General features: G+C 64.1%; 22 protein-coding genes. 11 read left to right on the top strand and 11 right to left on the bottom strand.

Annotated features, from left to right (window positions below):
* Window positions 1-18 precede the first annotated feature (18 nt).
* Genes flgE through ACLBXN_RS21885 form a run of 5 tightly spaced genes read right to left on the bottom strand, consistent with a single transcriptional unit; the run spans window position 19 to window position 3,020 of the window.
* Window positions 19-1,287 (bottom strand): flagellar hook protein FlgE, encoded by a 1,269-nt coding sequence (gene flgE, locus ACLBXN_RS21905; protein ID WP_447613553.1) that lies wholly within the window; start codon window positions 1,285-1,287, stop codon window positions 19-21.
* Between the two features lie 14 nt (window positions 1,288-1,301).
* Entirely contained in the window at window positions 1,302-1,964 is a 663-nt protein-coding gene (locus tag ACLBXN_RS21900; protein WP_043006485.1) for a flagellar hook assembly protein FlgD, read from the bottom strand.
* A gap of 16 nt (window positions 1,965-1,980) precedes the next feature.
* Entirely contained in the window at window positions 1,981-2,385 is a 405-nt protein-coding gene (gene flgC, locus ACLBXN_RS21895; protein ID WP_003059205.1) for a flagellar basal body rod protein FlgC, read from the bottom strand.
* Between the two features lie 16 nt (window positions 2,386-2,401).
* Window positions 2,402-2,815: a flagellar basal body rod protein FlgB gene (flgB, locus tag ACLBXN_RS21890; protein ID WP_003059206.1), complete on the bottom strand. Its 414-nt coding sequence runs from the start codon at window positions 2,813-2,815 to the stop codon at window positions 2,402-2,404.
* Window positions 2,816-2,828: 13 nt separating this feature from the next.
* Window positions 2,829-3,020, bottom strand: coding sequence for a hypothetical protein (locus tag ACLBXN_RS21885; RefSeq protein ID WP_167011074.1), 192 nt, complete (start codon window positions 3,018-3,020; stop codon window positions 2,829-2,831).
* Between ACLBXN_RS21885 and flgA the strand changes: the two genes are divergently transcribed.
* The 3 genes from flgA (at window position 3,019) to ACLBXN_RS21870 (ending at window position 4,595) form a co-directional block, all read left to right on the top strand.
* Window positions 3,019-3,777: a flagellar basal body P-ring formation chaperone FlgA gene (gene flgA, locus ACLBXN_RS21880; protein WP_211459864.1), complete on the top strand. Its 759-nt coding sequence runs from the start codon at window positions 3,019-3,021 to the stop codon at window positions 3,775-3,777. The genes ACLBXN_RS21885 and flgA overlap by 2 nt on opposite strands.
* A 117-nt stretch (window positions 3,778-3,894) precedes the next feature.
* Window positions 3,895-4,209 (top strand): flagellar biosynthesis anti-sigma factor FlgM, encoded by a 315-nt coding sequence (gene flgM / locus ACLBXN_RS21875; RefSeq protein WP_003065535.1) that lies wholly within the window; start codon window positions 3,895-3,897, stop codon window positions 4,207-4,209.
* A gap of 23 nt (window positions 4,210-4,232) precedes the next feature.
* On the top strand, window positions 4,233-4,595 hold the full coding sequence (locus tag ACLBXN_RS21870; RefSeq protein WP_167011068.1) for a hypothetical protein: 363 nt from the start codon (window positions 4,233-4,235) through the stop codon (window positions 4,593-4,595).
* 65 nt (window positions 4,596-4,660) lie between these two features.
* Here the strand turns inward: ACLBXN_RS21870 and ACLBXN_RS21865 are convergent, their stop codons facing one another.
* Window positions 4,661-6,142 carry an ArnT family glycosyltransferase gene (locus tag ACLBXN_RS21865; protein WP_043006488.1) on the bottom strand — a complete coding sequence of 494 codons (1,482 nt, stop codon included), beginning with the start codon at window positions 6,140-6,142 and terminating at the stop codon, window positions 4,661-4,663.
* Between the two features lie 121 nt (window positions 6,143-6,263).
* Here ACLBXN_RS21865 and ACLBXN_RS21860 point away from each other — a divergent pair, with 121 nt between their 5' ends.
* Genes ACLBXN_RS21860 through ACLBXN_RS21850 form a run of 3 tightly spaced genes read left to right on the top strand, consistent with a single transcriptional unit; the run spans window position 6,264 to window position 8,505 of the window.
* Window positions 6,264-7,268, top strand: coding sequence for a glycosyltransferase family 2 protein (locus ACLBXN_RS21860; RefSeq protein ID WP_447613552.1), 1,005 nt, complete (start codon window positions 6,264-6,266; stop codon window positions 7,266-7,268).
* Window positions 7,265-7,681: a GtrA family protein gene (locus tag ACLBXN_RS21855; RefSeq protein WP_043006490.1), complete on the top strand. Its 417-nt coding sequence runs from the start codon at window positions 7,265-7,267 to the stop codon at window positions 7,679-7,681. The genes ACLBXN_RS21860 and ACLBXN_RS21855 overlap by 4 nt, the downstream gene beginning before the upstream one ends.
* Window positions 7,678-8,505: a ChbG/HpnK family deacetylase gene (locus ACLBXN_RS21850; RefSeq protein ID WP_447613551.1), complete on the top strand. Its 828-nt coding sequence runs from the start codon at window positions 7,678-7,680 to the stop codon at window positions 8,503-8,505. The genes ACLBXN_RS21855 and ACLBXN_RS21850 overlap by 4 nt, the downstream gene beginning before the upstream one ends.
* Window positions 8,506-8,799: 294 nt before the next feature.
* Here ACLBXN_RS21850 and ACLBXN_RS21845 read toward each other — a convergent pair whose 3' ends face one another.
* Window positions 8,800-10,272: an aminotransferase-like domain-containing protein gene (locus ACLBXN_RS21845; protein WP_447613550.1), complete on the bottom strand. Its 1,473-nt coding sequence runs from the start codon at window positions 10,270-10,272 to the stop codon at window positions 8,800-8,802.
* A gap of 383 nt (window positions 10,273-10,655) precedes the next feature.
* Between ACLBXN_RS21845 and ACLBXN_RS21840 the strand changes: the two genes are divergently transcribed.
* Both ACLBXN_RS21840 and ACLBXN_RS21835 read left to right on the top strand, forming a co-directional pair.
* Window positions 10,656-11,834 (top strand): aminotransferase-like domain-containing protein, encoded by a 1,179-nt coding sequence (locus tag ACLBXN_RS21840; protein WP_034378009.1) that lies wholly within the window; start codon window positions 10,656-10,658, stop codon window positions 11,832-11,834.
* Between the two features lie 220 nt (window positions 11,835-12,054).
* On the top strand, window positions 12,055-12,981 hold the full coding sequence (locus ACLBXN_RS21835) for a PhzF family phenazine biosynthesis protein (RefSeq protein WP_447613593.1): 927 nt from the start codon (window positions 12,055-12,057) through the stop codon (window positions 12,979-12,981).
* A 14-nt stretch (window positions 12,982-12,995) separates the two neighbouring features.
* On the opposite strand, the gene ACLBXN_RS21830 is transcribed toward ACLBXN_RS21835, so the two are convergent.
* From ACLBXN_RS21830 to ACLBXN_RS21820, 3 genes are all read right to left on the bottom strand, one after another.
* Entirely contained in the window at window positions 12,996-13,655 is a 660-nt protein-coding gene (locus ACLBXN_RS21830; protein ID WP_447613549.1) for an ABC transporter ATP-binding protein, read from the bottom strand.
* Window positions 13,656-13,820: 165 nt separating this feature from the next.
* Window positions 13,821-15,473: an ABC transporter permease gene (locus ACLBXN_RS21825; protein WP_447613547.1), complete on the bottom strand. Its 1,653-nt coding sequence runs from the start codon at window positions 15,471-15,473 to the stop codon at window positions 13,821-13,823.
* A 218-nt stretch (window positions 15,474-15,691) separates the two neighbouring features.
* The gene (locus tag ACLBXN_RS21820) at window positions 15,692-16,720 is read right to left on the bottom strand and encodes an extracellular solute-binding protein (RefSeq protein ID WP_211459848.1); all 1,029 of its coding nucleotides are present in this window, start codon (window positions 16,718-16,720) and stop codon (window positions 15,692-15,694) included.
* A 285-nt stretch (window positions 16,721-17,005) separates the two neighbouring features.
* Between ACLBXN_RS21820 and ACLBXN_RS21815 the strand changes: the two genes are divergently transcribed.
* From ACLBXN_RS21815 to ACLBXN_RS21805, 3 genes are all read left to right on the top strand, one after another.
* Window positions 17,006-17,683 carry a histidine phosphatase family protein gene (locus ACLBXN_RS21815; RefSeq protein WP_447613546.1) on the top strand — a complete coding sequence of 226 codons (678 nt, stop codon included), beginning with the start codon at window positions 17,006-17,008 and terminating at the stop codon, window positions 17,681-17,683.
* A gap of 48 nt (window positions 17,684-17,731) precedes the next feature.
* Complete coding sequence (locus ACLBXN_RS21810; protein ID WP_447613545.1) at window positions 17,732-18,181, top strand: hypothetical protein; 450 nt, start codon at window positions 17,732-17,734, stop codon at window positions 18,179-18,181.
* Between the two features lie 101 nt (window positions 18,182-18,282).
* Window positions 18,283-19,269 (top strand): Bug family tripartite tricarboxylate transporter substrate binding protein, encoded by a 987-nt coding sequence (locus tag ACLBXN_RS21805; RefSeq protein ID WP_447613544.1) that lies wholly within the window; start codon window positions 18,283-18,285, stop codon window positions 19,267-19,269.
* Between the two features lie 105 nt (window positions 19,270-19,374).
* Here the strand turns inward: ACLBXN_RS21805 and ACLBXN_RS21800 are convergent.
* On the bottom strand, window positions 19,375-20,000 hold a 626-nt coding region (locus ACLBXN_RS21800), incomplete at its 5' end, for a creatininase family protein (RefSeq protein WP_447613543.1).

The following is a 20,000-nucleotide window of genomic DNA, read 5'->3' as shown; positions in this document are numbered from 1 at the left end:
GCCTCAGAGGCTTGTCCGTTAACGCAGATTCACCAGGGTGGAGAACACCTGATCCTGCGTCTTGATGGTCTGGGCGTTGGCCTGGTAGGAGCGCTGTGCCGTCATCATGTTGACCAGCTCGGCCGTCAGATCCACGTTGGACTCTTCCAGCGCGCCCGACTGCAGCGAGCCAAAGGTGCCGGTCTGGGCCGAACCATTAAGCGCAGGGCCGGAATCAGAGGTGGCCACCCATTTGTTGTTGCCGATGGAGCCCAGACCCTGGGTATTGGTGAAGGCAGCCAGGGCGATCTGGCCTTCGGTACGCGTGACGCCGTTGGAGTAGGAAGCCACGATGGAGCCGTCGCGGCCCACATTGATGCCGGTCAGTGCGCCCGAGGTGTAGCCGTCCTGCTTGAGACTGCTGACGGCGAACTTGGTGCCGAACTGGGTCAGACCACCGAAATCGAACGCGACATTGAAGGGCTGCAGGCCGTTGGGGTTGGCTGTGCCGCCGCTGATGCTCAGGTCCAGCGTGGTGCCAGATCCTGTGGTCGGGGCATTCGGGGTGACGCTGGTGAGCTTGCCGCTGGCATCGAACACGGCCGTGCCGATGGGAGTGGCCGAGGCATCGAGCGAGTTGAAGATGTTCCAGGTGTTGCCTGTGGCGTCTTTCTCAAAATACAGATTGACGGGAATGGCCGTGCCCTGGGTGTCATACACATTCAGCGAGGTGCCATAGGTGGCACGCGGCGTGGCAGCCACCGGCGGCGTGGCTGTGGCGTCGCCGGCAGCATCCGTGGCGCGCGCATCCAGATTCAGCTCCACATTCACCGTGGAGGTCTGCTTGGCAGGAATCGGCTGCCCTGTGGGAAAGCTCATCGGCACGGGAGTGGCGCCCGACTGGATCTTGCCGGTCGTAGGATCGACCACATAGCCCATGACATTGTCGTTGTCCACGGTCTTGAGGTTGCCCTCCTTGTCCAGACCGAAGTTGCCGGCGCGCGTATAGGCGATGCTGCCGTCGCTTTGCTTGACGACGAAAAAGCCGTTGCCGTTGATGGCGAGGTCCAGGTTGTTGCCCGTCGAAGTGATGGAGCCTTGCCGGAACTGCTGGGACACGGCGGCCACGTTGACGCCGATGCCGCTGCTCTGGCCGCTGGCCGAACCGATGGCGCTGGCGATCATTTCAGCGAAGTCGGCGCGCGATGCCTTGAAGCCCGTGGTGTTGGAGTTGGCGATGTTGTGGCCGATGACGTCCAGATTCTTGCTGGCGGCGTTCAAGCCCGAAAGACCTTGTTGAAAACCCATGATGTGCTCCTCAATCAGTAAACGGCCTTGATGCCGGAATAAGCCACGCTGCTGCCGTTATCGAGTTCCAGCGACAGCGCGCCGTTGGCCGAGCTGGCGGCGATCACGGCATGAGGCGCCAGCGGTGTGGATGCCACGGCGGTCGTGCCATTGGTGGCCACCACGCTGTAGCGCAGCTGCGAGGAGTCGCCGCTGTATTTGTCCTTGCCTTCCCAGGTGAAGTAGTTGCGACCGGCCGCGCCGGCACCCAGATCGATGGTGTCCACCAGCTCGCCGCTGGCCGTGGTGATCTGGATCTTGACGCTGGCCGCCTGGTTTTCCAGATCGAAGGCAGCGGTATGCGTGCCATCGGCCGCCACGCCCAGGGTGTTGCCCTCGGTCAGCACCGTGCGCCCGATCATGGAAGTGCCTTGCAGCACCTGCATCGCGGAGAACTGGCTGGACATGGAAGCCATGGTCTGGTTCAGCTGCTGGATGCCAGTCACGGTGTTGATCTGCGCCATCTGCGAGGTCATTTCCGCGTTGTCCATGGGATTCATGGGGTCCTGGTTGTTGAGCTGGGCCACCAGCAGCTTGAGGAAACGGTCCTGCGCCTCGTTGGGGTCGGTTACCGAGTTCTTGGTATTGCTGGTGGTGTTGGTCGTGGTGCCGTCCACGCTGCTTGCGCCGTAGATCATGTGTGTGTTCCCGGGCTTACTGGCCCATTTGCAGAGTCTTGAGCAGCAGCGTCTTGGCCGTGTTCATGACTTCCACGTTGTTCTGATAGGAGCGTGACGCCGAGATCATGTTGACCATCTCGTCCACGGCGCTCACGTTGGAGTGGGTGACATAGCCCTCGCCATCGGCCAGCGGATTGCTGGGGTCGTGGATGCGGCGTCCGGGCGTGTTGTCCTCGCTGATGGCGTTGACCTTGACGCCTGCGCTGCCGTCATTGCCCATGGGCACGGTCTGGAACACGACCTGGCGCGCCTTGTAGACGCTGCCATCGGGGCCGGCCACGGCATCGACGTTGGCCAGATTGGAGGCCACCACGTTCAGACGCTGGGACTGGGCGCTGACCGCGCTGCCCGAGATATTGAAGATGGAAAACATGGACATGGTTTAGCTCCTGGGCTTACTGGCCTTGAATGGCGCTGAGCATGGTCTTGGCCTGGCCGTTGATGAAGCGCAGCGTGGCTTCGTAGCGCACGGAGTTGTCGACAAAGTTGGCGCGCTCGCGATCCAGATCCACGGTGTTGTTGTCCAGGCTGGGCTGGGAATTGACCGCATAGCCGAGCTTGGCCTTGAGTGCCTCGTCCGACATCTGCGCCTGCAGCGGGATATGGCCTGCCGTCGTGACGCTGGCCTGGGTCAAGGGCTTGGGCCCGCTGGTCGCGGCCATCAAGGCTTCGCGGAAATTGAAGTCGCGCGCCACATAACCAGGGGTGTCGGCATTGGCGATATTGCTGGCAATCGCACGCTGGCGCTCGGCGCGCAGCAGCAGCGCCTCGCTTTGGAAGTCCAGTCGTTCGGTCATTTTGTTCAGCATTGCGGCCTCGCTTTCAGAATTCGGGGATGCCGGAGCCCACGGACTGCGGCATGCGAGGATTATGAAAATCGGCAGCGCAAACTAAAGCGCGAAGAAAGCGGTATTGCGCTGGCACTTCAAGCCATTGCGCAAGCCGGGTCGCGCCTATATTTGCAAGCATCGTCTGCAGCCTTGTGACTGCGGATACTTCAAAGGATTGATGCATGTCTGGCCGCTTTTCCCTGTCTCTGCGCCTTCGCCCCTCTCAAGGCCTGGCTGCGGCATGGGGTCTGGGCGCGCTGCTGCTGACGGCTGGCGCACAGGCCCAGGATGGCGCGGCGCAGCTCAGCCAGATCGGACAGCGCTTTGTCGATGCGGCTTTGCACCAGCCATCGGCGGAGACCGTGCAGGCCGGCAACGGCATGGCTTTGCGCATGGAGGTCCAGATGGGCCAGCTGGACTCGCGTCTGCGACTGGCAGCCTGCGCCAAGGTCGAGCCCTATCTGCCTGCGGGCAGTCGCCTCTGGGGTCGCACCCGGCTGGGCCTGCGCTGCGTGCAGGGCAGCGTGCCCTGGAACGTGTTCCTTCCCATCACCGTGCGAGCCTATGGCCCGGCCTGGGTGGCGCAGGGCAATATTCCCGCCGGCAAGACGCTGAGCGCCGAGGACGCCGTCCCCGCAGAAGTGGACTGGGCCGAAGACAGCGCTGCCGTATTCGCCAATGCAGAGGATTTCATCGGCATGGTCGCGGCGCGTCCGCTGACATCGGGGCAGGCTCTGCGCCAGAACATGGTGCGCCCGCCGGCCCTGTTCACTGCGGGATCGCCCGTGCAGGTGATGGTCAACGGTGGCGGTTTCAGCGTTGCCGGCTCGGGCAAGGCGATGGCTGCAGCCGGAGAAGGGCAACAGGTACGGGTTCGCATGGATAATGGCCGCCTTGTCACAGGAACGGTCAATGCCAGTGGCGTGGTTCTGGTTCAATAACAAGAGAGTGCATACTCACTTTAAAGACCGTGCCAAATATTCCTCAAGTTTTACGCGCCCTTGTCGAAAGCAAGGCTACAGCGCCCTACGCCGATACAGGGCGATTGGAGAACCAGCATGAAGATAGGCAATAAGCCGGACCTGCAGCAGACCGCCGCAGCCGCCAAGCAGGCCCCGAAATCCGCAACCACGGTTGCCACCGAAGAATCGACCAAAGGCTTGTCCGAGCGCGCCGCCGGCGTGCCCGTGTCCTTTTCGTCCTCGGCCCGCGCCCTGGACAGCCAAAGCCGCACCAACACCGACTTTGATGCCGATCGCGTCAAGGCCATGCGCGAAGCCATTGCCAATGGCAGCTTCCGCGTCAACGCCGAGGCCGTGGCAGACAAGCTGCTGGCCAATACCGAAGAATTCCTGGTTCACGCCCGCGGCTGAACCCCCGAACAGAGGCTGACCCGATGACCTTGCAGGAAATGCTCGATTCGCTGGATGCGGTGATTCAGACCGTTTCGGCATCGCTGCAGTCACCGGACGCATCCGCGCTGGAGCAGTCCAGCACCCGCCTGCGGGACGCCATGGTGGCGTTCTCCCAGCTCGCCAAGCGCTTCTCGGCCGACGACTGGACGCCTGCGCTGCGCGAGCGCGCACAGAATCTGGACCGCGAAATCTCCCTGGTCCGTGACCAGCTGGCCAGGCTTTCCGTGCTCAACCAGCGCCGTACCAAGGCACTGGTGCCCGCGGCCGAAGACAGCACCTACGAAAGCAGCCTGCGCGGCGCATCGCAGACCGGCCGCGCACGCATCTATCACGCAGCCAGCTAGGCTCGAATCGGCAACTCCAGCAAAAAGGCGAGCCAGAGGCTCGCCTTTTCTTGTTTTGGCAGGTCTCAGTGCTCGCCCTTGGCGATCTTCACCGGCCGCCAGGCCCAGACACCATAGGCGCGGGTAAAGCCCTCAGGCAATGGGTCCGGGGCCACTGCCACCTCGATGATGCGGGCGCTCGGCAACTCTTCCTCACGAATCCAGGGGCTGTATTGCAGATTGCGCTCCACGTAGACGCGCGGACGCTCGGGCAGCTCCATCGCAATACGCCCGGCCAGCGCCTGCGGGCCGATGATGATGTCCACAGGGCCGCCCAGTGCCTGATGCGCCGCCGGCGCCAGACCTTCCACGATCTTGTCCACGGGGATATGGTTCTGATGGGTGCTCTTGTAGCCCGACAGCCCCATGGGCGAAGCCAGCCAGAACTGCAGCAGCAGCAGCGCCTGCAGAACCCCAAACGTCAGCCAGGCGGCACGCAAGTCCCCGGCGGCACCCCAGCTCCGTGGCGAGCGCGCCCACTCCATGACGGCCGGCACGCACAGGAACATGAAGGCCGTACCCCATTGCAGGTGCAGATAGGAGCCCGTAAACAGGCACAGCACCAGCATGGCCAGCAGCGGCACCAGGCCCCAGAGCAGCCAGAACTCGCGCAGCATCCTGTCCGCGTCGACTGGCACCTCCTTTACGGGCGCAGTCTGCGCTCCAGTCTTGCCTGCCCTGCGGCGCCCCCACCAGAGAGCCACACCCAGCACGATCCAGGCAGGCATGCAGCGGTTGAAGATCCAGTCCACCGCAAACGTCCAGGACATCTTGATGCGCGCGGCCGTATCCAGATGCAGACCCAGGGACGTGCGCTCTGCGTAATGCATGGGCATCCAGTCATGGGTTTTCAGCCAGTACAGATGAGGAGACAGTACCAGCAGGCCGACCGCAGCAGCCAGCGCTGCTCCTTTGACATGCACCGGGTTCTTCCAGGCGCCAATGCGCAGCCACCACAGGCCGATCACGCCCAGCGCCAGCACATATTGGTATTTGCTGAGCATGCCCAGGCCCGAAACCAGGCCCAGCCAGGCCCAAGCTGCCAGGGACGGCTTGCGCGTGACATGCCAGGTCAGCGCCACGGCCAGCGAAATCCACAGCATCATCACGACGTTGTGGTTGTAGTAGTAGAGCCGCCCGCAATAGAAGGTGATGCTCAGCGCCGCCAGCAGGCCCACGGTCGCATAGGCCCGGCCCCGCATATCACACAACAGCTTCCAGAAAATCGCCAATGAGCCCAGTGTGAGCACGCCGCCCAGCACATAGGTCAGCCCTATGGACGGACCAAAGACAGCCGCGGAGGCTGCCATGATCCAGGTCGGCATCGGCGGATGCTTGAAATAGCCCAGCTCCAGGGAGTGAATCCAGATCAGCTGCTCCACGTTGTCCCCGGGCGCGGCCAGGGCGGTCACCCAGTGAATGGCCAGCCAGATCACGCCGTATACGGCGAGCAAGGCGGCAACGGCACGGCCGCCAAGAACAAGAGATTCGCGTTGAGCAGCGGTCATCAGACGATCAGGAAAGAAGCAGGAGCAGTAGGGGCGTGAGTATAACGACGGCCTTTTTGAAGCAGTGCAAACCGTGGCCGGCCCAGCAAGCAGTTACAGACTTGCGCGAAAATCCTGCCCCATGACCGATTTTCACGCCGAATATGCTCCCGCAGCCCCGCCAGCCCAGTTGCCGCGCCAGCCGCTGAGGCTGAGCTGCGTGGTGCCGGCCTATAACGAACAAGCCAATATCGAGGGGTTTCTGCGTGCGCTGGCCGAAACGGTTAGGGCCTTGACGCCCGATTTCGAGATCGTGGTGGTCAACGACGGCAGCCGTGACGCCACGCATGAGCTGAGCCTGCGTCTGGCCCAGGAGCTGCCGCTGCGCTATCTGGCCCTGTCGCGCAACTTTGGCAAGGAAGCCGCCCTGTCTGCCGGCATAGACCATGCCCGGGGCAATGCCGTGCTGCTGATCGACGCCGACTTCCAGCATCCGCTCGAGATGCTGGCCGAAATGCATGGGCTGTGGCAATCGGGCTACGAGATGATATATGGCGTGATCGCCGACCGCGGCGCAGAAAGTGGCGCCAAGCGCATGGGCACCCAGTTGTTCTACCGTGTGATGAACTCGGGCAGCTCGGTCAAGATGCCGCCGAACGCAGGCGACTTCCGCTGGATGGACCGCAAGGTCGTCGATGCCCTCAAGGCTTTGCCGGAGAACAATCGCTTCATGAAGGGTCTGTACGCCTGGGTCGGCTTCAAGACCGTCGCCCTGCCCTTTGTTCCCCGAGACCGTGCGGCAGGCAGCTCCAGCTTCAATCTGCGCCGCCTGGGGTCTCTGGCCCTCCTGGGACTGACCTCCTTCACCACCCTGCCCCTGCGTGTCTGGAGCATGGTGGGGGCGGGCATTTCCCTGCTGGCTCTGGCCTATGGCCTGTGGATTGCGGTCGAAGCCCTGTTCTTTGGCAACCCTTTGCGCGGCTGGCCCACACTGGCGGCCAGCATCATGCTGTTCTCGGGCGTGCAGTTGCTGTCCATCGGCATTCTTGGCGAGTACATCGGTCGCATCTACGAAGAAGTCAAGCGCCGCCCCATCTACCTGGTGGCCCATGATGAAGACCGCAGTCCGCTGCGCGAGCCATCGTGATCGTGGGCGCGCTGCAAAGACTGCGCCGCCTGCCGCAGCTGCTGCAGTTCGTGCTGGTGGGCGGCTCGGCAGCAGCCACGCATCTGGCGGTGGTCGGCCTGCTGGTATCACTGCTGGGCCTGCCGCCGCTCGGGGCCAATGTGCTGGCGTTTCTCGTGGCCTTTGTGGTCAGCTACAACGGTCATGCCCTGCTCACTTTTTCAGCAGCCCAGGCCAGGGGCTGGCCGGTGGTGGCGAAATTCTTTGCCGTGGCCTGTCTTTCCTTTGTCGCCAACGAGGCGCTGTACTACATCGCCCTGAACTGGCTGCACTGGCATTACTTCTGGAGCCTGGCCGCCGTGCTGGTGCTGGTGGCCATAGGCACTTTTGTCATGAGCAAGTTCTGGGCCTTCAAGGCAAGCAGCGCCGCATGAATCACATGAAAACCTCCCGTGCCATCCTGCTGTGTGCCGACGATTACGCCCTGCATCCGCTGGTGGACGACGCCGTGCAGCAGCTGACGCTTGCCGGTCGTCTGTCGGCCACCAGCTGCATGACCACCTCGCCACTCTGGCCGCAAGCCGCGCCGGCATTGCGGGAGTTGCGTCCCCGGCTCTCGGTGGGTCTGCACTTCAACCTGACCGAAGACCATGGCGGACAGCATGGAGCCCAGGCGCTGGGCACGGTGCTGCGCCAGGCCTATGCACGGCAGATGCCGCAGGAACTGATGCGCCAGGCCTGGCGCGAACAGCTCGATGCTTTCGAGCAGGTCATGGGCACGGCCCCGGACTTCATCGACGGCCACCAGCATGTGCATCAGTTGCCGGGTCTGCGAGCGGCCATGCAGCAGGAACTCCAGGCCCGCTACGCCGCACACGAGATGCCCTGGGTGCGCTCCACGGCACCGGCCGCAGGCCTGTGGCGCAGCCCCAAGGCCGCCATCATCGCCTTGCTGGGCGGCTGGGCCACCACCAGACGGCTACGCCATGCAGACATCCCCATGAACCATGGCTTTGGCGGTGTCTATGGCTTTGATGCCCCCGACACCGCCAGCTATGGCAGGCAGATGGCCGGCTGGCTGCCGCATATGGCGGCTGGCGGCCTGCTGATGTGCCACCCGGCCAGCGGCGTGGTGCAGGGCGATGCCATAGGCAGGCAGCGCCCCGTGGAGTTCGACTATCTGATGTCCGACGCCTTTGGCGAGCTGCTGCAGCGTACCGGCTGCCATATCCATCAGGGCCCCATCCAGCTGGGTTAAGAACGTATTGACGATCTCTACGCAGTCGCGTTGAAGCGCAATCGGGATGAGTTCAAAGCGTTGGCTCGCCGCTTGCACCGGGGTGCAAGCAAGAGTCAGCGCGCAGAAATCGTCCGATTTCGCCCCAACCCTGCGGGACAGAGGGTTTGCGGGCGGTTTGCGGCGTTGCCTCGCCGGCCGCGCGAATCCTCGCAATAGCACGGCTATTGCTGCGGTATCGCGCGCGGGGGGCCGCCCCCTTGCATCCCATCCCGCAAACCCTCTGTCGTGGCGCGAGGAGATCGTCAACACGTTCTACAACTTCTGTGCCTGGGCCCGCATCTGGGCCACCGCTCGCTCGAAGACCCGCCAGAAAGCGGCGTCCTGCGTGGTCGCGAAATTGATGCGCATGCAGGTACTGGAGCCCCGGCTGGCATGGAACATGGCGCCCGGGGCAATCATGTAGCCCTGATCCAGCAGCAGCTGGGTCAGCACCTCGGTATCCACACCGGTATCCACCCAGCCGAACATGCCCGCAGGCTCGGCCACAAAACGGCAACCGGCAGCCTGGGCCAGCGCCACGCTGCGCATTCGCGCCTGGGCCAGATGCTGGCGAAGCCGCTCGGCATGGCGGCGCAGCTGGCCTTGCTCCATGCACAGGGCCAGGGCCTGCTCCATGGGAGTCGGCGTGGACAGGGTGGACAGCAGCTTGGTGTCCAGAAGTCGCTCGACCAGCTCGGGCGGCGCCGCCAGATAGCCTAGGCGCCAGTTGGGCACCAGCACCTTGGCAAAGCCGCTGATGTAGATGCTGCGCTGCAGCCGGTCCAGCACCGACACGCGTGGCGCGTGATCGGGGGCAATATGGCAGTAGCTATCGTCCTCCACTACATAGAAGCCATGGCGCTGCGCCATCTGCAGCACCTCATGGGCGCTGGCCGCACTCAGGCTGTAGCCCGTGGGGTTGTGCAGCACGCTGACACTCACATAGAGCTTGGGGGCCATGGTCTCGCAATAGCGCTGCATCACCGCCATGTCCGGCCCCTCGGGTCCGCGCGGTACCGGCAGCACGCGCATGCCCATGGCGGCCAGGCGCGCATACTCCACCGCCCAGCCCGGCTCTTCCACCATCACCGGATCGCCGGGCTGCAACAGGGCCCGGCTCACGATGTCCAGTGCCTGGGTCGCGCCCAGGGTGGTGATGATCTGGCCCGGCCCCGCCGCGATGCCTATGCGCTGCATGCGCCGCGCCAGCGCCTCGCGCAGCCGGCTGTCGCCCATGGGCTCGCCATAGCGCACCAGCGATTCGCGCAGCGCCTGCCCGCTGGTGACCTTGCGCATGGCCGCCACCAGAAAGCCGGCATCCAGCCACTCGGCGGGCAGCACACCGGCACCGGGCTGGGGCTTGCCGGCCACGCTCTCCACAAACATGCCGCGGATCAGCATGGTGGCGTTGATGCGCGTGCCCGGCGGGATGCCTACCGGGGTATTGACCGCTCCCTCATTGATAGCTATCTGCGCTTTACCCTCCTGCGTTTGAAGCGGATTTTGCACAATATCTCGCACAAAGAAGCCGCGTTGCGGCCTGGCCTCGACCAGTCCCTGGGCCTGCAACAGGTCGTAGGCGGCCACCACCGTGTACGGACTCACGCCCTGCTGGCGCGCACATTCACGCACCGAAGGCAGGCGCGCGCCTGCGGGCAGCAGCCTGGTGCGTATACGTTCGGCCAGACGCTCGGCCAGTTGCTGGGTCAGGGTCAGGGCCGCCTGGCGGGACAGGGAGATGGACATGGTGATGTGCAGCGAACTGTATTGAAGCGAATACCAATACAGAAGCCATAATTGTGAGACTGTCTGTATAGGTACTGTAATGGTCTCAAGCGTATATTGAGTCAATCAACCTCTCTTGGCCGCCCTCCACACAGGGCTATGGTCACGGTCTGCGGCCTCACCGACTGCAGACCACACCGTCGCAATTGCCCGCCAGCCCACACAGGCAAACCGGCCGCGACACAATAAGCCCCACCTGCTGGTGCATAGTTGCGGCGCCTTGCGCGCCGCAGCGATTGCATCCCGAGCCCCAAGCTCGGGCCGGCACATGCCCGACAATGGCGTGAGAATGCACACCGGCCAGCCCTGCCCGGGCTGGCAACGTAGAGATCGAGTACTGTTTTATGACAACCTGGACGCTGGCAGAACGTGCTGCCAAGATGAATTCCTCCGCCATCCGCGAGATCCTCAAGCTGACCGACCGCCCCGGCATCATCAGCATGGCTGGCGGCCTGCCTTCCCCCAAGGCCTTCCCCCTGGACGCGTTCACCGAAGCCTGCCAGACCGTGATGCAGCGTGACGGTGCCGCAGCCCTGCAGTACTCGACCACCGAAGGCTTTGCCCCGCTGCGTCAGGCGATTGCCGACTTCCTGCCCTGGAGCGTCGATCCCGAGCAGATCCTGATCACCACCGGCAGCCAGCAGGCACTGGACCTGATCGGCAAGGTGTTCCTGGACAAGGGCAGCCGTCTGCTGGTCGAAAAGCCCACCTACCTGGGCGCCCTGCAGGCCTTCACTCCCATGGAGCCCGTAGCCGTGGGCGTGGACAGCGATGACGAAGGCATGCTGATCGAGGACTTTGCCAAGCAGATCGGCAGCGGTGCCGACAAGGCTCGCCTGGCCTATGTGCTGCCCAACTTCCAGAACCCCACCGGCCGCACCATGAGCGATGCGCGCCGCCAGGCTCTGGTCGACAAGGCCAGGGAGCTGGACATTCCCCTCATCGAGGACAACCCCTACGGCGACCTCTGGTACGAACAGGAGCCTCCCCTGCCCCTGGCTGCACGCAACCCCGAGGGCGTGATCTACATGGGCTCGTTCTCCAAGGTGCTGGCCCCTGGCCTGCGCATCGGCTTCATCGTCGCGCCCAAGTCCGTGTACGGCAAGCTGACCCAGGCCAAGCAGGCGGCCGACCTGCACACCCCCAGCTTCAACCAGCGCGTGGTGGCCGAGGTCATCAAGGACGGCTTTCTGGACCGCCATGTGCCGACCATCCGCGCCATGTACAAGGCCCAGCGCGATGTGATGCTGATGGCCCTGGAGCGCGAAATGGCCGGTCTCGACGTGAAGTGGACACGCCCCGTGGGCGGCATGTTCCTCTGGGTCAAGCTGCCCGCAGGCATGGACGCCCAGGCTCTGCTGGCCAAGGCCGTGGAGCGCAATATGGCTTTTGTGCCCGGCGCCCCCTTCTACGCCGGCGATGCGCAGAACAACACGCTGCGTCTGTCCTATGTGACGGTGTCTGCCGAGCAGATCAACGTCGGCATCAAATCTTTGGCCGAGGCCATCAAGGCCAGCCTCTGATCTGAAGGCCCCCTGAGCGGCTTTGCCACCTCACCCTCTCTGGCGCTTTGCGCCGGAGGGGGACGACAGCCTCGGTGCGCTGCGGCGCTTCCTCGCTGTCTCTGATACTCCATGGCATGTGAAATGCCACATCGACCGGCCCTGCGCCGGTTTTTCTTTTTGCCGACAATCGCTGCCCATGTCTGCCTCCGCACATACCAGCCCTCTCTCTCGTCCCTATATGACCGTGGACGTGTTCACGACCACCGCGCTGCTCGGCAACCCCGTGGCCGTGGTGCTGGGTGCCGATGGCTTGAGCGAGGCCCAGATGCAGGCCTTTGCGCGCTGGACCAATCTGTCGGAAACCACTTTTGTGCTGCAGCCCACGCCCGAGGGGCTGGTTGCGGGCGCCGACTATCAGCTGCGCATCTTCACGCCCGCGGGCGAGCTGGCTTTTGCCGGCCACCCCACGCTGGGCAGCTGCCATGCCTGGCTGGCCCAGGGCGGCCAGCCGCGCAACCCCGAGCAGGTGCTTCAGGAGTGCAAAAAAGGCCTGGTAGCCATTGGCTGCGATGCGCAAGGTGCGCTGTTTTTCGAAGCGCCTTCGCTCGACTCCCAGGAAATTTCCGAAGAGGAGCTGGCCCCCGTACTGCAGGCGCTGGGCCTGCAGCGTGAGCAGCTGCTGATGGCACGTAGCCTCCATAACGGCTCACCCTGGCTGGGCCTGCTGCTCGACCACCCCGATACGGTTCTGAGTGTGGAGCCGGACTTTGGAGCGCTCAAAAAGCTGGGAACCAAAGCCGGTCTGGCAGCCATTTATGAGGTGGCAGAGGATGCCCCGCTGATTGGCCGTTCCAGCCGCGAGGCCCGCGCTTTTGCCAAGCAGGCTGAAGAAGCCGCTCAAGAGAAAGTGACTTCAGCTCAGCCGCGTCTGGAAGTGCGCGCCCTGGTGGGTGAGACAGCGAGCGAAGACCCTGTCACCGGCAGCCTGAATGCAGCGCTGGCCCAATGGCTGACGGGCGACGGTCTGCTGCAGACGCCCTATATCGCCGCTCAAGGCATTTGCGTCGGTCGTGACGGACAGGTTCATGTGCAGACCGCCGCCAACGGCAAGCTCTGGGTGGGCGGCCACACCGTGACCGTCACCTCAGGCCGCGTCCTGCTTTAGACCTCAGGGCCGGCTCAGGGCTGAGCCGGCGTCATCCTGCAGATCTGGTCGGCCATGGTTTCGGCCTCCTGCGCGTTGTGCGTGACCAGAATCGCCGTCTGTCCGGCAGACCGCAGAATGTCGCGCACCTCCAGCGTCAGGCGCTCGCGCGTGGCGGCATCGAGGTTCGAAAATGGCTCATCGAGCAGCAGCAAGGCCGGGGACGGCGCCAGGGCGCGGGCCAGCGCCACCCGCTGCTGCTGGCCGCCCGACAGCTCGTGCGGGAACTTGCTACCTGAATTCGCCAGCCCCACCATGGCAAGCAGCTCCTGCACACGTTTGTCGCGCTCTGCCTTGCCCATACGGCGCAGGCCGAAGCCTACGTTCTGTGCGGCTGTCAGGTGCGGGAACAGCCCGTACTCCTGGAACATCATGCCCACATGGCGCTGCTCGGGAGGCAGATGCGTGCCGGGGCCGGAGAGCAGCACCTTGCCCAGATGAATGCTGCCCGCATGCACCGGCTCGAAGCCCGCGATCGCACGCAGCACGGAGGTCTTGCCGCAGCCCGAGGGCCCCAGCAGGCTGGCGATATGACCTGCAGGCACCTGCAGATCAAAGCCCTGCAGCACGGTGTGCAGACCCGTAGGCGTTTCATAGCCCAGTTGCAGCTGCGCAATTTGTAGAGAGGCGGTCATGCAGTCACTTCGTCAAGACTTGGGCAAACAGGTTCGGGCAGGACGACTGCCTCGGGAGGCCGACCGTTGCTGCATTCTTGTTTGCACAAGTCCTGTTCATCCTATTCATATTCAATAGCTGCTTGCGCAATGCCCATAAGCGCTTGAGCCTATTTTCATGCATATTCATCGCTGAGTACCCGACAGCTGGGCACGCGCCAGCAGCATGACGGGAACCAGCCCCGCGACCACAATGCACAGCGCGGCGATCGCGCCCTCCTCATAGGTGCCGCGCGCGGCTTCGGCATAGAGCCAGGTGGCCAGGGTATCGAAATCGGCCGGGCGCAGCAGCAAGGTGGCCGGCAGCTCCTTCATGGCATCGACAAACACCAGCATGGCACTGGTGGCCATGGCGGGCCGCAGCAGCGGCAGGTGTACGCGGCGCAGCGTGCCCAGGCGGCTTTCGCCCAGCAGGCGCGAGGCCTGCTCCAGCGTCGGCGGGATACGCGCCAGACCGGCCTCGATCCCGCCCACAGGCATGACCAGAAAGCGAATTACGCAAGCCGCGACCAGCACCACGCCCAGACCCATCAGCGGCAAGCCCTTGGCACCAAACAGGCTGGCCAGCCCCGCATCCAGCGCCAACGCGGGAGTCAGCAAACCAATCGCCAGCACCGTGCCCGGCACCGCATAGCCCAGCGCCGCCACCTGCGCAGGCCAGCGCGACGGCGCTCGGGTGCTGATGCCGGTGCGCGTGGCCCAGGCGATGACCAGACCGGCTGCCACCGCAATCACGGTGACGCCCAGCGCCAGCCCCAGCGTGTTGAGCAGGCTGGAGACCAGGCCCTCGGAGACGCCCGAGCCCTGCAGCAGACGCTTGCCGCTTTCCCAGGCCAGATAGGCCGCCGGCGCGGCAAAGCCGATCAGCACCGGCAGGCTGCAGGCCAGCGTGGCCAGCCAGGCCTTGCCTGCAGGCAGACGGTGCGGCGCTATGGCCCTCATGCGCTGGGCCGAGCCAAAGCGCTGGCGACTGCGGCCCTGACGCTCCAGCCAGACCAGGGCCACCACGGCCAGCAGCATGGAGCAGGCAATCTGCGCGGCACCAGCCAGATCGGAGCGCGTGACCCAGGTGGTGTAGATCGATACCGTGAGCGTGTGCACGCCCAGAAACTCGGAAGCACCGATATCGTTGAGCGTCTCAAGCAACGCCAGGCTCAGGCCCACGACCAGCGCCGGTCGCGCCATGGGCAGGGCCACGCGCCAAAAAGCACCCCAACGTGTCTCACCCAGCGAGCGAGCCGCCTCCATCAGATGCGCCGGCTGGGTCATGAACATGGCCCGTGCCGTCATATACACATAGGGGTAGAGCGTGAACCCCAGCACGAAGATCGCACCGCCCATGGACCGCAGATCGGGCAGGCGCCACTGACGCGGGCTGTCGTAACCCAGCAACCAGCGCAGCGCCCCTTGCACCGGGCCTATGGGGTGCAGCAGATCCAGATAGGCAAAGGCCACGATATAGGCCGGCATGGCCAGCGGCAGCAGCAGCGCCCAGTGCAGCCAGCGCCGTCCCGGGAAATCACAGGCCGTCACCAGCCAGGCGCAGCCCGTGCCCACCACCAGCACCACCAGGCCCACCCCGCCCAGCAGCCAGGCTGTATTGGCTGCGGCATCGGGCAGCACATAGCGCAGCAGATCCTGCCAGTGCGCCCAGTCCGAGCCCAGCGCCAGCCAGGCCAGCGAGGCAATGGGCGCAAACACCCCCAGCGCAATCAACCAGCTTGCGCCCTGCCACACCGGCCCGACGGGCCTGAGCCCTGAACGAAGATAAGAAAACATCAAGACAAAGCGATCACGCCAAGACCAACGCCCAGAAACAGACATGCCCCAGCAAAGGGGCTTAAGCAGGAGCGCAATGCTAAAACAAGCATGCTCCTAAGCAAGGGACAGCAAGCAAGGGCCGCCCCGCAGCGATGCTGTCGTCCCCTCCCCTAGCGCGCAGCGCGTAGAGAGAGGGGAAGCGGCGGGGCCACCCAGGCAACGCCGCTCAGGGGTGCTTACTTGTCGAATCCCACCTTGTCGACCAGCACGCTGGCAGCCTTGCGGTGCTTGGCAATCTCGGTCAGCGGCAGCGGATCGATCTTGATCTCGCCAATGCTCTGGGCCACCACGGGGTCCAGCGCCACGCCCTTGCGCACAGGGTGCTCGTAGTTGGCCTGGGCGTACATATTCTGGGCCGGCTCGGAAACCAGGAACTCCAGCAGTTTCACGGCCTGATCGCGGTTGGGCGCGTACTTGGCCACCGAGGCGCCGCTGATATTGATATGCGTGCCGCTCTTGGGATCGTTGAAAGTAGGCTTGACGACCTTGATGGCATCGCCCCACTTGCGTGCGTCCGTACCTTCCTTGGCCGCCTTCATATGGCCCACGTAATAGGTGTTGGCCAGGCCCACATCGCAGATGCCGCCCAGAATGTCACGCGCCACGTCGCGGTCGCCACCCGTGGCCTTGCGCGCCAGATTGGCCTTGACGCCCTTGAGCCACTGTTCGGTCTTGGCTTCGCCGTCATGGGCGATCATGGCGGCGATCAGCGCCGTGTTGTAGGGGTGCTGGCCTGCACGGCTGCAGACCTTGCCCTTGAACTGGGGCTTGGCCAGGTCTTCATAGCGGAAGGCGCCGATCTTCATGTCCTTTTCGGCATACAGCACACGGGCCCGCATGGACAGCGCAAACCACTGGTTGTCTGCGGCGCGCAGCTGGGCCGGAATGGCCGCCTCCAGCACGCTGGACTTGACGGGCTGGGTCACGCCGCCGTCCACCAGATCCACCAGATTGCCGATGTCCACCGTCATCAGCACATCGGCAGGCGAGCGCTGGCCTTCGGCCTTGACGCGCTCCAGCAGGCCGTCCTTGACGAAGACCGTCTTCACGCCGATCTTGGTCTGCGCCGTGAAGGCCGCCAGCAAGGGCTGGATCAGTGCCGGTTCACGGGTGGTGTAGAGCGTGATGTCCTCGGCGTGGGCGGACAGCGCAGGGGCGCACAGGCTGGCAACGGCGGCCAGTGCAAACAGGGGTCGTCGAAACATGAAGGGCTCCAGGAGGTGAACAGGCATAAAAAAACACGCTCCGCCTCGAAACCGGCAAGTCTCCTGCCAGCCAAGTGCAGGAGATCCGTGAACCAGTATCGAAAGCGGAGCGTGTTTTTATGTTTTTGAGAATAGCTCTCAACTATCTTAACCGAGAGGCATGCTCTGCCCGCACGCCAATCCGGATGTCGGCTGCGGAAATAGGCATCCCGGCGCTGTCGCCCAAGCGCCAGCAGGTCGCAGGCATGACAGCGCCGCAAGCGGGCAAGGCCCAACATCCGCGCCATGGGAAACCTCTACCTTGTGCGCCATGGCCAGGCCTCGTTTGGCGCGGATGATTACGACCAGCTCAGCCCACGCGGCCAGGAACAGGCCGTGCGTCTGGGTGAATACTGGCGTGAGCGAGGTCTGAAGTTCGACGCCGTCTATGCGGGCACGCTCAAGCGCCATCAGCAGACGCTGGCCGGCATCGTCCAGGGCATGGGCAGCGCTTCCAGCCCCGAGGCACAAAGCCGGCCCGGACTCAACGAGTACGACAGCGAAGCCCTGCTGCGCGCCATCCACCCGGCCCCCCTGCCCAGGCCAGATACGCCCGAGCTGTACCGCCATCATTTCCGCCTGCTGTGCGACGCACTGGCGCAATGGATGGGAGGCACCATCAGCCCGGTCGGCATGCCTGACTGGAACGGTTTTGCGGACGGCGTGCACCAGGTGCTCGAGGAGATACGCCACCAGCACAGCGGCCAGAACGTGCTGCTGGTCAGCAGCGGCGGCCCCATCTCCACTGCCGTGGGGCAAGTGCTTGGCACCGCACCCGAGGTGACCATCGCCCTCAATATGCGACTGCGCAATATTGCCGTGACGGAGTTCAGCATCAGTCCCAAGCGCCTGATGCTGCAAAGCTTCAACACGCTCAACCATCTCGATAGCGCCGAATACAGAAGCTGGATCACCAGCGCCTGACTCCCCTCAGGCCCGGAGCCGGCCAACGCAAAGTGCTACAAAGCCGCAATGGACTCCATCTTTCTCAGTCTTGGCGATACGGCGCTGACGCTTGACATAGGCGCGCAGCAGCACCGGCTGCCCATCGGCATCGCCACCCTGGCCAAGGCCTTTGCCCACCGCATGCCCAATGCGCTGATGCTGGAAAACGCGATTGCCGATGTCGAGGATGCCGTCATGCCGGCCGGGCGCTGGCTGCCTGCAGGAGCCAGCCTGCTGCAAACGACAGACCCGCTGCTGCGGCAACTGATCCATGGCGCCACAGCCGACCCGCAAGCCACCCAGGCGTCACGCGAGGCCATCGAGAACCTGTTCGAGCTGCTGGCGCGCCAGGCCCAGCAGCCAGGTCATGCCGATCCGCAGCTGCCGCAGACCCCCGAGCATGCAGCCGCCCTGCTGATCGTGCGCGAGGCCATGCATCACTGGGGACTGGATACCCTGCAAGCAAGCGGTAACTAGCCATACCTGTGCGGCATAGCAGACAGAACGCTTTGCGGCTGCCTCCGGGCATCTTTCGGCGGCACACTCTCGGGATAAAAGTTTCAGACAGAAGGACAAGCATGAAACGCCGCAGTTTTACCCAATCCCTGATCAGCGCCGCAGCGGGGGCTGCCCTGCTGAGCGGATTTGCCGCCACCGCCCAGGCCGAAGGCCTGTCCAACCGCCCCATCCGCATCGTCGTTCCCTTCGGGGCCGGCGGCGTGGCCGATGTGACGGCCCGTGTCGTGGCCCAGCAACTGTCCACCCAGCTCGGCCAGCCCGTGGTCATCGACAACAAGCCCAGCGCGGGCGGTATCGTGGCGGCCGACACCGTGGCCAAGTCGGCGCCCGACGGCCACACGCTGTTTCTCATGTCCAACGGCAGCGCCGTCACGGTGAATCTGTTCAACAATCTGCCCTTCGACATGGTCAAGGACCTGACGCCCATCTCCACGCTGGGCTACTTTGACATCGGCGTCATCACCGATGCCAAATCGCCCTTCAAGAATTTGGGCGAACTCGTGAGCTATGCCAAGGCCAATCCCGGCAAGCTGAATCTGGGCAGCATCAATGTGGGCAGCACCCAGCACCTGGCGGCAGAGCTGTTCAAGACCACGGCCGGCATCGATGCGCAGATCGTGCCCTTCAACGGCACGCCCGCCGTGGTGACCGCGCTGCGCGGCAAGCAGATCGATGCAGCCGTGGAAATTCTCACGCCCATCATGGGCCAGATCAATTCCAAGGCCGTGAACCTGCTCGCGGTGACGGGCGAGAAGCGCTCGCCGCTGCTGCCCAATGTGCCCACGGCCCAGGAGTCCGGCGTCAAGGGGTTTGTGGCCTCGTCCTGGAATGCGCTGGCTGCGCCCTCCAAGACGCCCGCCCCCGTGATCGCGCGCCTGAACAAGGAGATCAACGCCGCCGTCAACAACCCCGAGGTCGCCAAGAAGCTGCGCGAGCTCAATGTGCAGGCCCAGGCCAGCACTCCCGAGCAGACCGCCAAGCTGCTGCAGTCGGAAATCAAGCGCTGGGGCGATGTCATCACCACGGCCAAGATTCCGAAACAGTGACACTGAGAGCTATGCTTTCAGTAGCTTATAGCGCTTGAAATCATTGATTTTCAATACAAAACAGCCTGCAAATGCAGGCTGTTCTTGCGTAAAAAGCTCCTGAATTCAAAGCGGCTGCGGCTGGTTTCCCACCGTGCCCAGGGGCAGGTCATGAATTTCGCCCAGCAACCTCACCAGGCCCTGCGCCGATGAACGCACCATGGCCGCGCCACGCTCGGCCGTCGCGGCGGCGGAGTTGCCCACGGCTCCGGCCGGGTTGTAGTCCTCGATGGCCCAGCCCAGCTTGGCGCTGCGGCCATTGCCGATGAAGTGGTATTTTCCGGCCCGCTGCTCAGAGCTGGAAGCGAAGTTCTGCGCACGTTCCATATGCACGGTCTCGGGCGCCAGGTGCAGCAGCATCGAGGTCTCCACTTCGCCGCCGTGAATGCCGAAGCGATGCTCATGCGCACAGAACTGCTGGTTGGCCGCATCGTCCACCAGCCCGAACCAGCTGGCACTGTAGACCAGCAGGTCATGCCGGATGCGCAGCTCGCGCGCAACGATGTCCATCACGCTGACCTGGCCGCCATGACCGTTGAGCAGCAGCAGCTTCCTGATGCCGGCGCGCGCCACGCAGGCGCCCAGCTCCGTCCACAGTGCAATCAGCGTGGCCGGCTGCAGGCTCAAGGTGCCCGCATAGTTCGTATGTTCAACCGAAAAACCGATGTTCTGCGGCGGCAGAAACAGCACCG

The organism is Comamonas sp. C24C (assembly GCF_053345995.1).
This window is presented reverse-complemented; position numbering and strand designations above follow the sequence as displayed.

Bases quoted from the DNA above. Each gene is read 5' to 3' on its own strand.
- ACLBXN_RS21825 (WP_447613547.1), bottom strand. From the start codon at position 15,473: ATGTTTTCTTATCTTCGTTCAGGGCTCAGGCCCGTCGGGCCGGTGTGG.
- ACLBXN_RS21815 (WP_447613546.1), top strand. From the start codon at position 17,006: ATGGGAAACCTCTACCTTGTGCGCCATGGCCAGGCCTCGTTTGGCGCG.
- ACLBXN_RS21885 (WP_167011074.1), bottom strand. From the start codon at position 3,020: ATGCATCAATCCTTTGAAGTATCCGCAGTCACAAGGCTGCAGACGATG.
- ACLBXN_RS21850 (WP_447613551.1), top strand. From the start codon at position 7,678: ATGAATCACATGAAAACCTCCCGTGCCATCCTGCTGTGTGCCGACGAT.
- ACLBXN_RS21810 (WP_447613545.1), top strand. From the start codon at position 17,732: ATGGACTCCATCTTTCTCAGTCTTGGCGATACGGCGCTGACGCTTGAC.
- flgE (WP_447613553.1), bottom strand. From the start codon at position 1,287: ATGGGTTTTCAACAAGGTCTTTCGGGCTTGAACGCCGCCAGCAAGAAT.
- flgA (WP_211459864.1), top strand. From the start codon at position 3,019: ATGTCTGGCCGCTTTTCCCTGTCTCTGCGCCTTCGCCCCTCTCAAGGC.
- flgM (WP_003065535.1), top strand. From the start codon at position 3,895: ATGAAGATAGGCAATAAGCCGGACCTGCAGCAGACCGCCGCAGCCGCC.
- ACLBXN_RS21870 (WP_167011068.1), top strand. From the start codon at position 4,233: ATGACCTTGCAGGAAATGCTCGATTCGCTGGATGCGGTGATTCAGACC.
- ACLBXN_RS21865 (WP_043006488.1), bottom strand. From the start codon at position 6,142: ATGACCGCTGCTCAACGCGAATCTCTTGTTCTTGGCGGCCGTGCCGTT.
- ACLBXN_RS21900 (WP_043006485.1), bottom strand. From the start codon at position 1,964: ATGATCTACGGCGCAAGCAGCGTGGACGGCACCACGACCAACACCACC.
- ACLBXN_RS21845 (WP_447613550.1), bottom strand. From the start codon at position 10,272: ATGTCCATCTCCCTGTCCCGCCAGGCGGCCCTGACCCTGACCCAGCAA.
- flgB (WP_003059206.1), bottom strand. From the start codon at position 2,815: ATGCTGAACAAAATGACCGAACGACTGGACTTCCAAAGCGAGGCGCTG.
- ACLBXN_RS21840 (WP_034378009.1), top strand. From the start codon at position 10,656: ATGACAACCTGGACGCTGGCAGAACGTGCTGCCAAGATGAATTCCTCC.
- ACLBXN_RS21820 (WP_211459848.1), bottom strand. From the start codon at position 16,720: ATGTTTCGACGACCCCTGTTTGCACTGGCCGCCGTTGCCAGCCTGTGC.
- ACLBXN_RS21860 (WP_447613552.1), top strand. From the start codon at position 6,264: ATGACCGATTTTCACGCCGAATATGCTCCCGCAGCCCCGCCAGCCCAG.
- flgC (WP_003059205.1), bottom strand. From the start codon at position 2,385: ATGTCCATGTTTTCCATCTTCAATATCTCGGGCAGCGCGGTCAGCGCC.
- ACLBXN_RS21805 (WP_447613544.1), top strand. From the start codon at position 18,283: ATGAAACGCCGCAGTTTTACCCAATCCCTGATCAGCGCCGCAGCGGGG.
- ACLBXN_RS21835 (WP_447613593.1), top strand. From the start codon at position 12,055: ATGACCGTGGACGTGTTCACGACCACCGCGCTGCTCGGCAACCCCGTG.
- ACLBXN_RS21830 (WP_447613549.1), bottom strand. From the start codon at position 13,655: ATGACCGCCTCTCTACAAATTGCGCAGCTGCAACTGGGCTATGAAACG.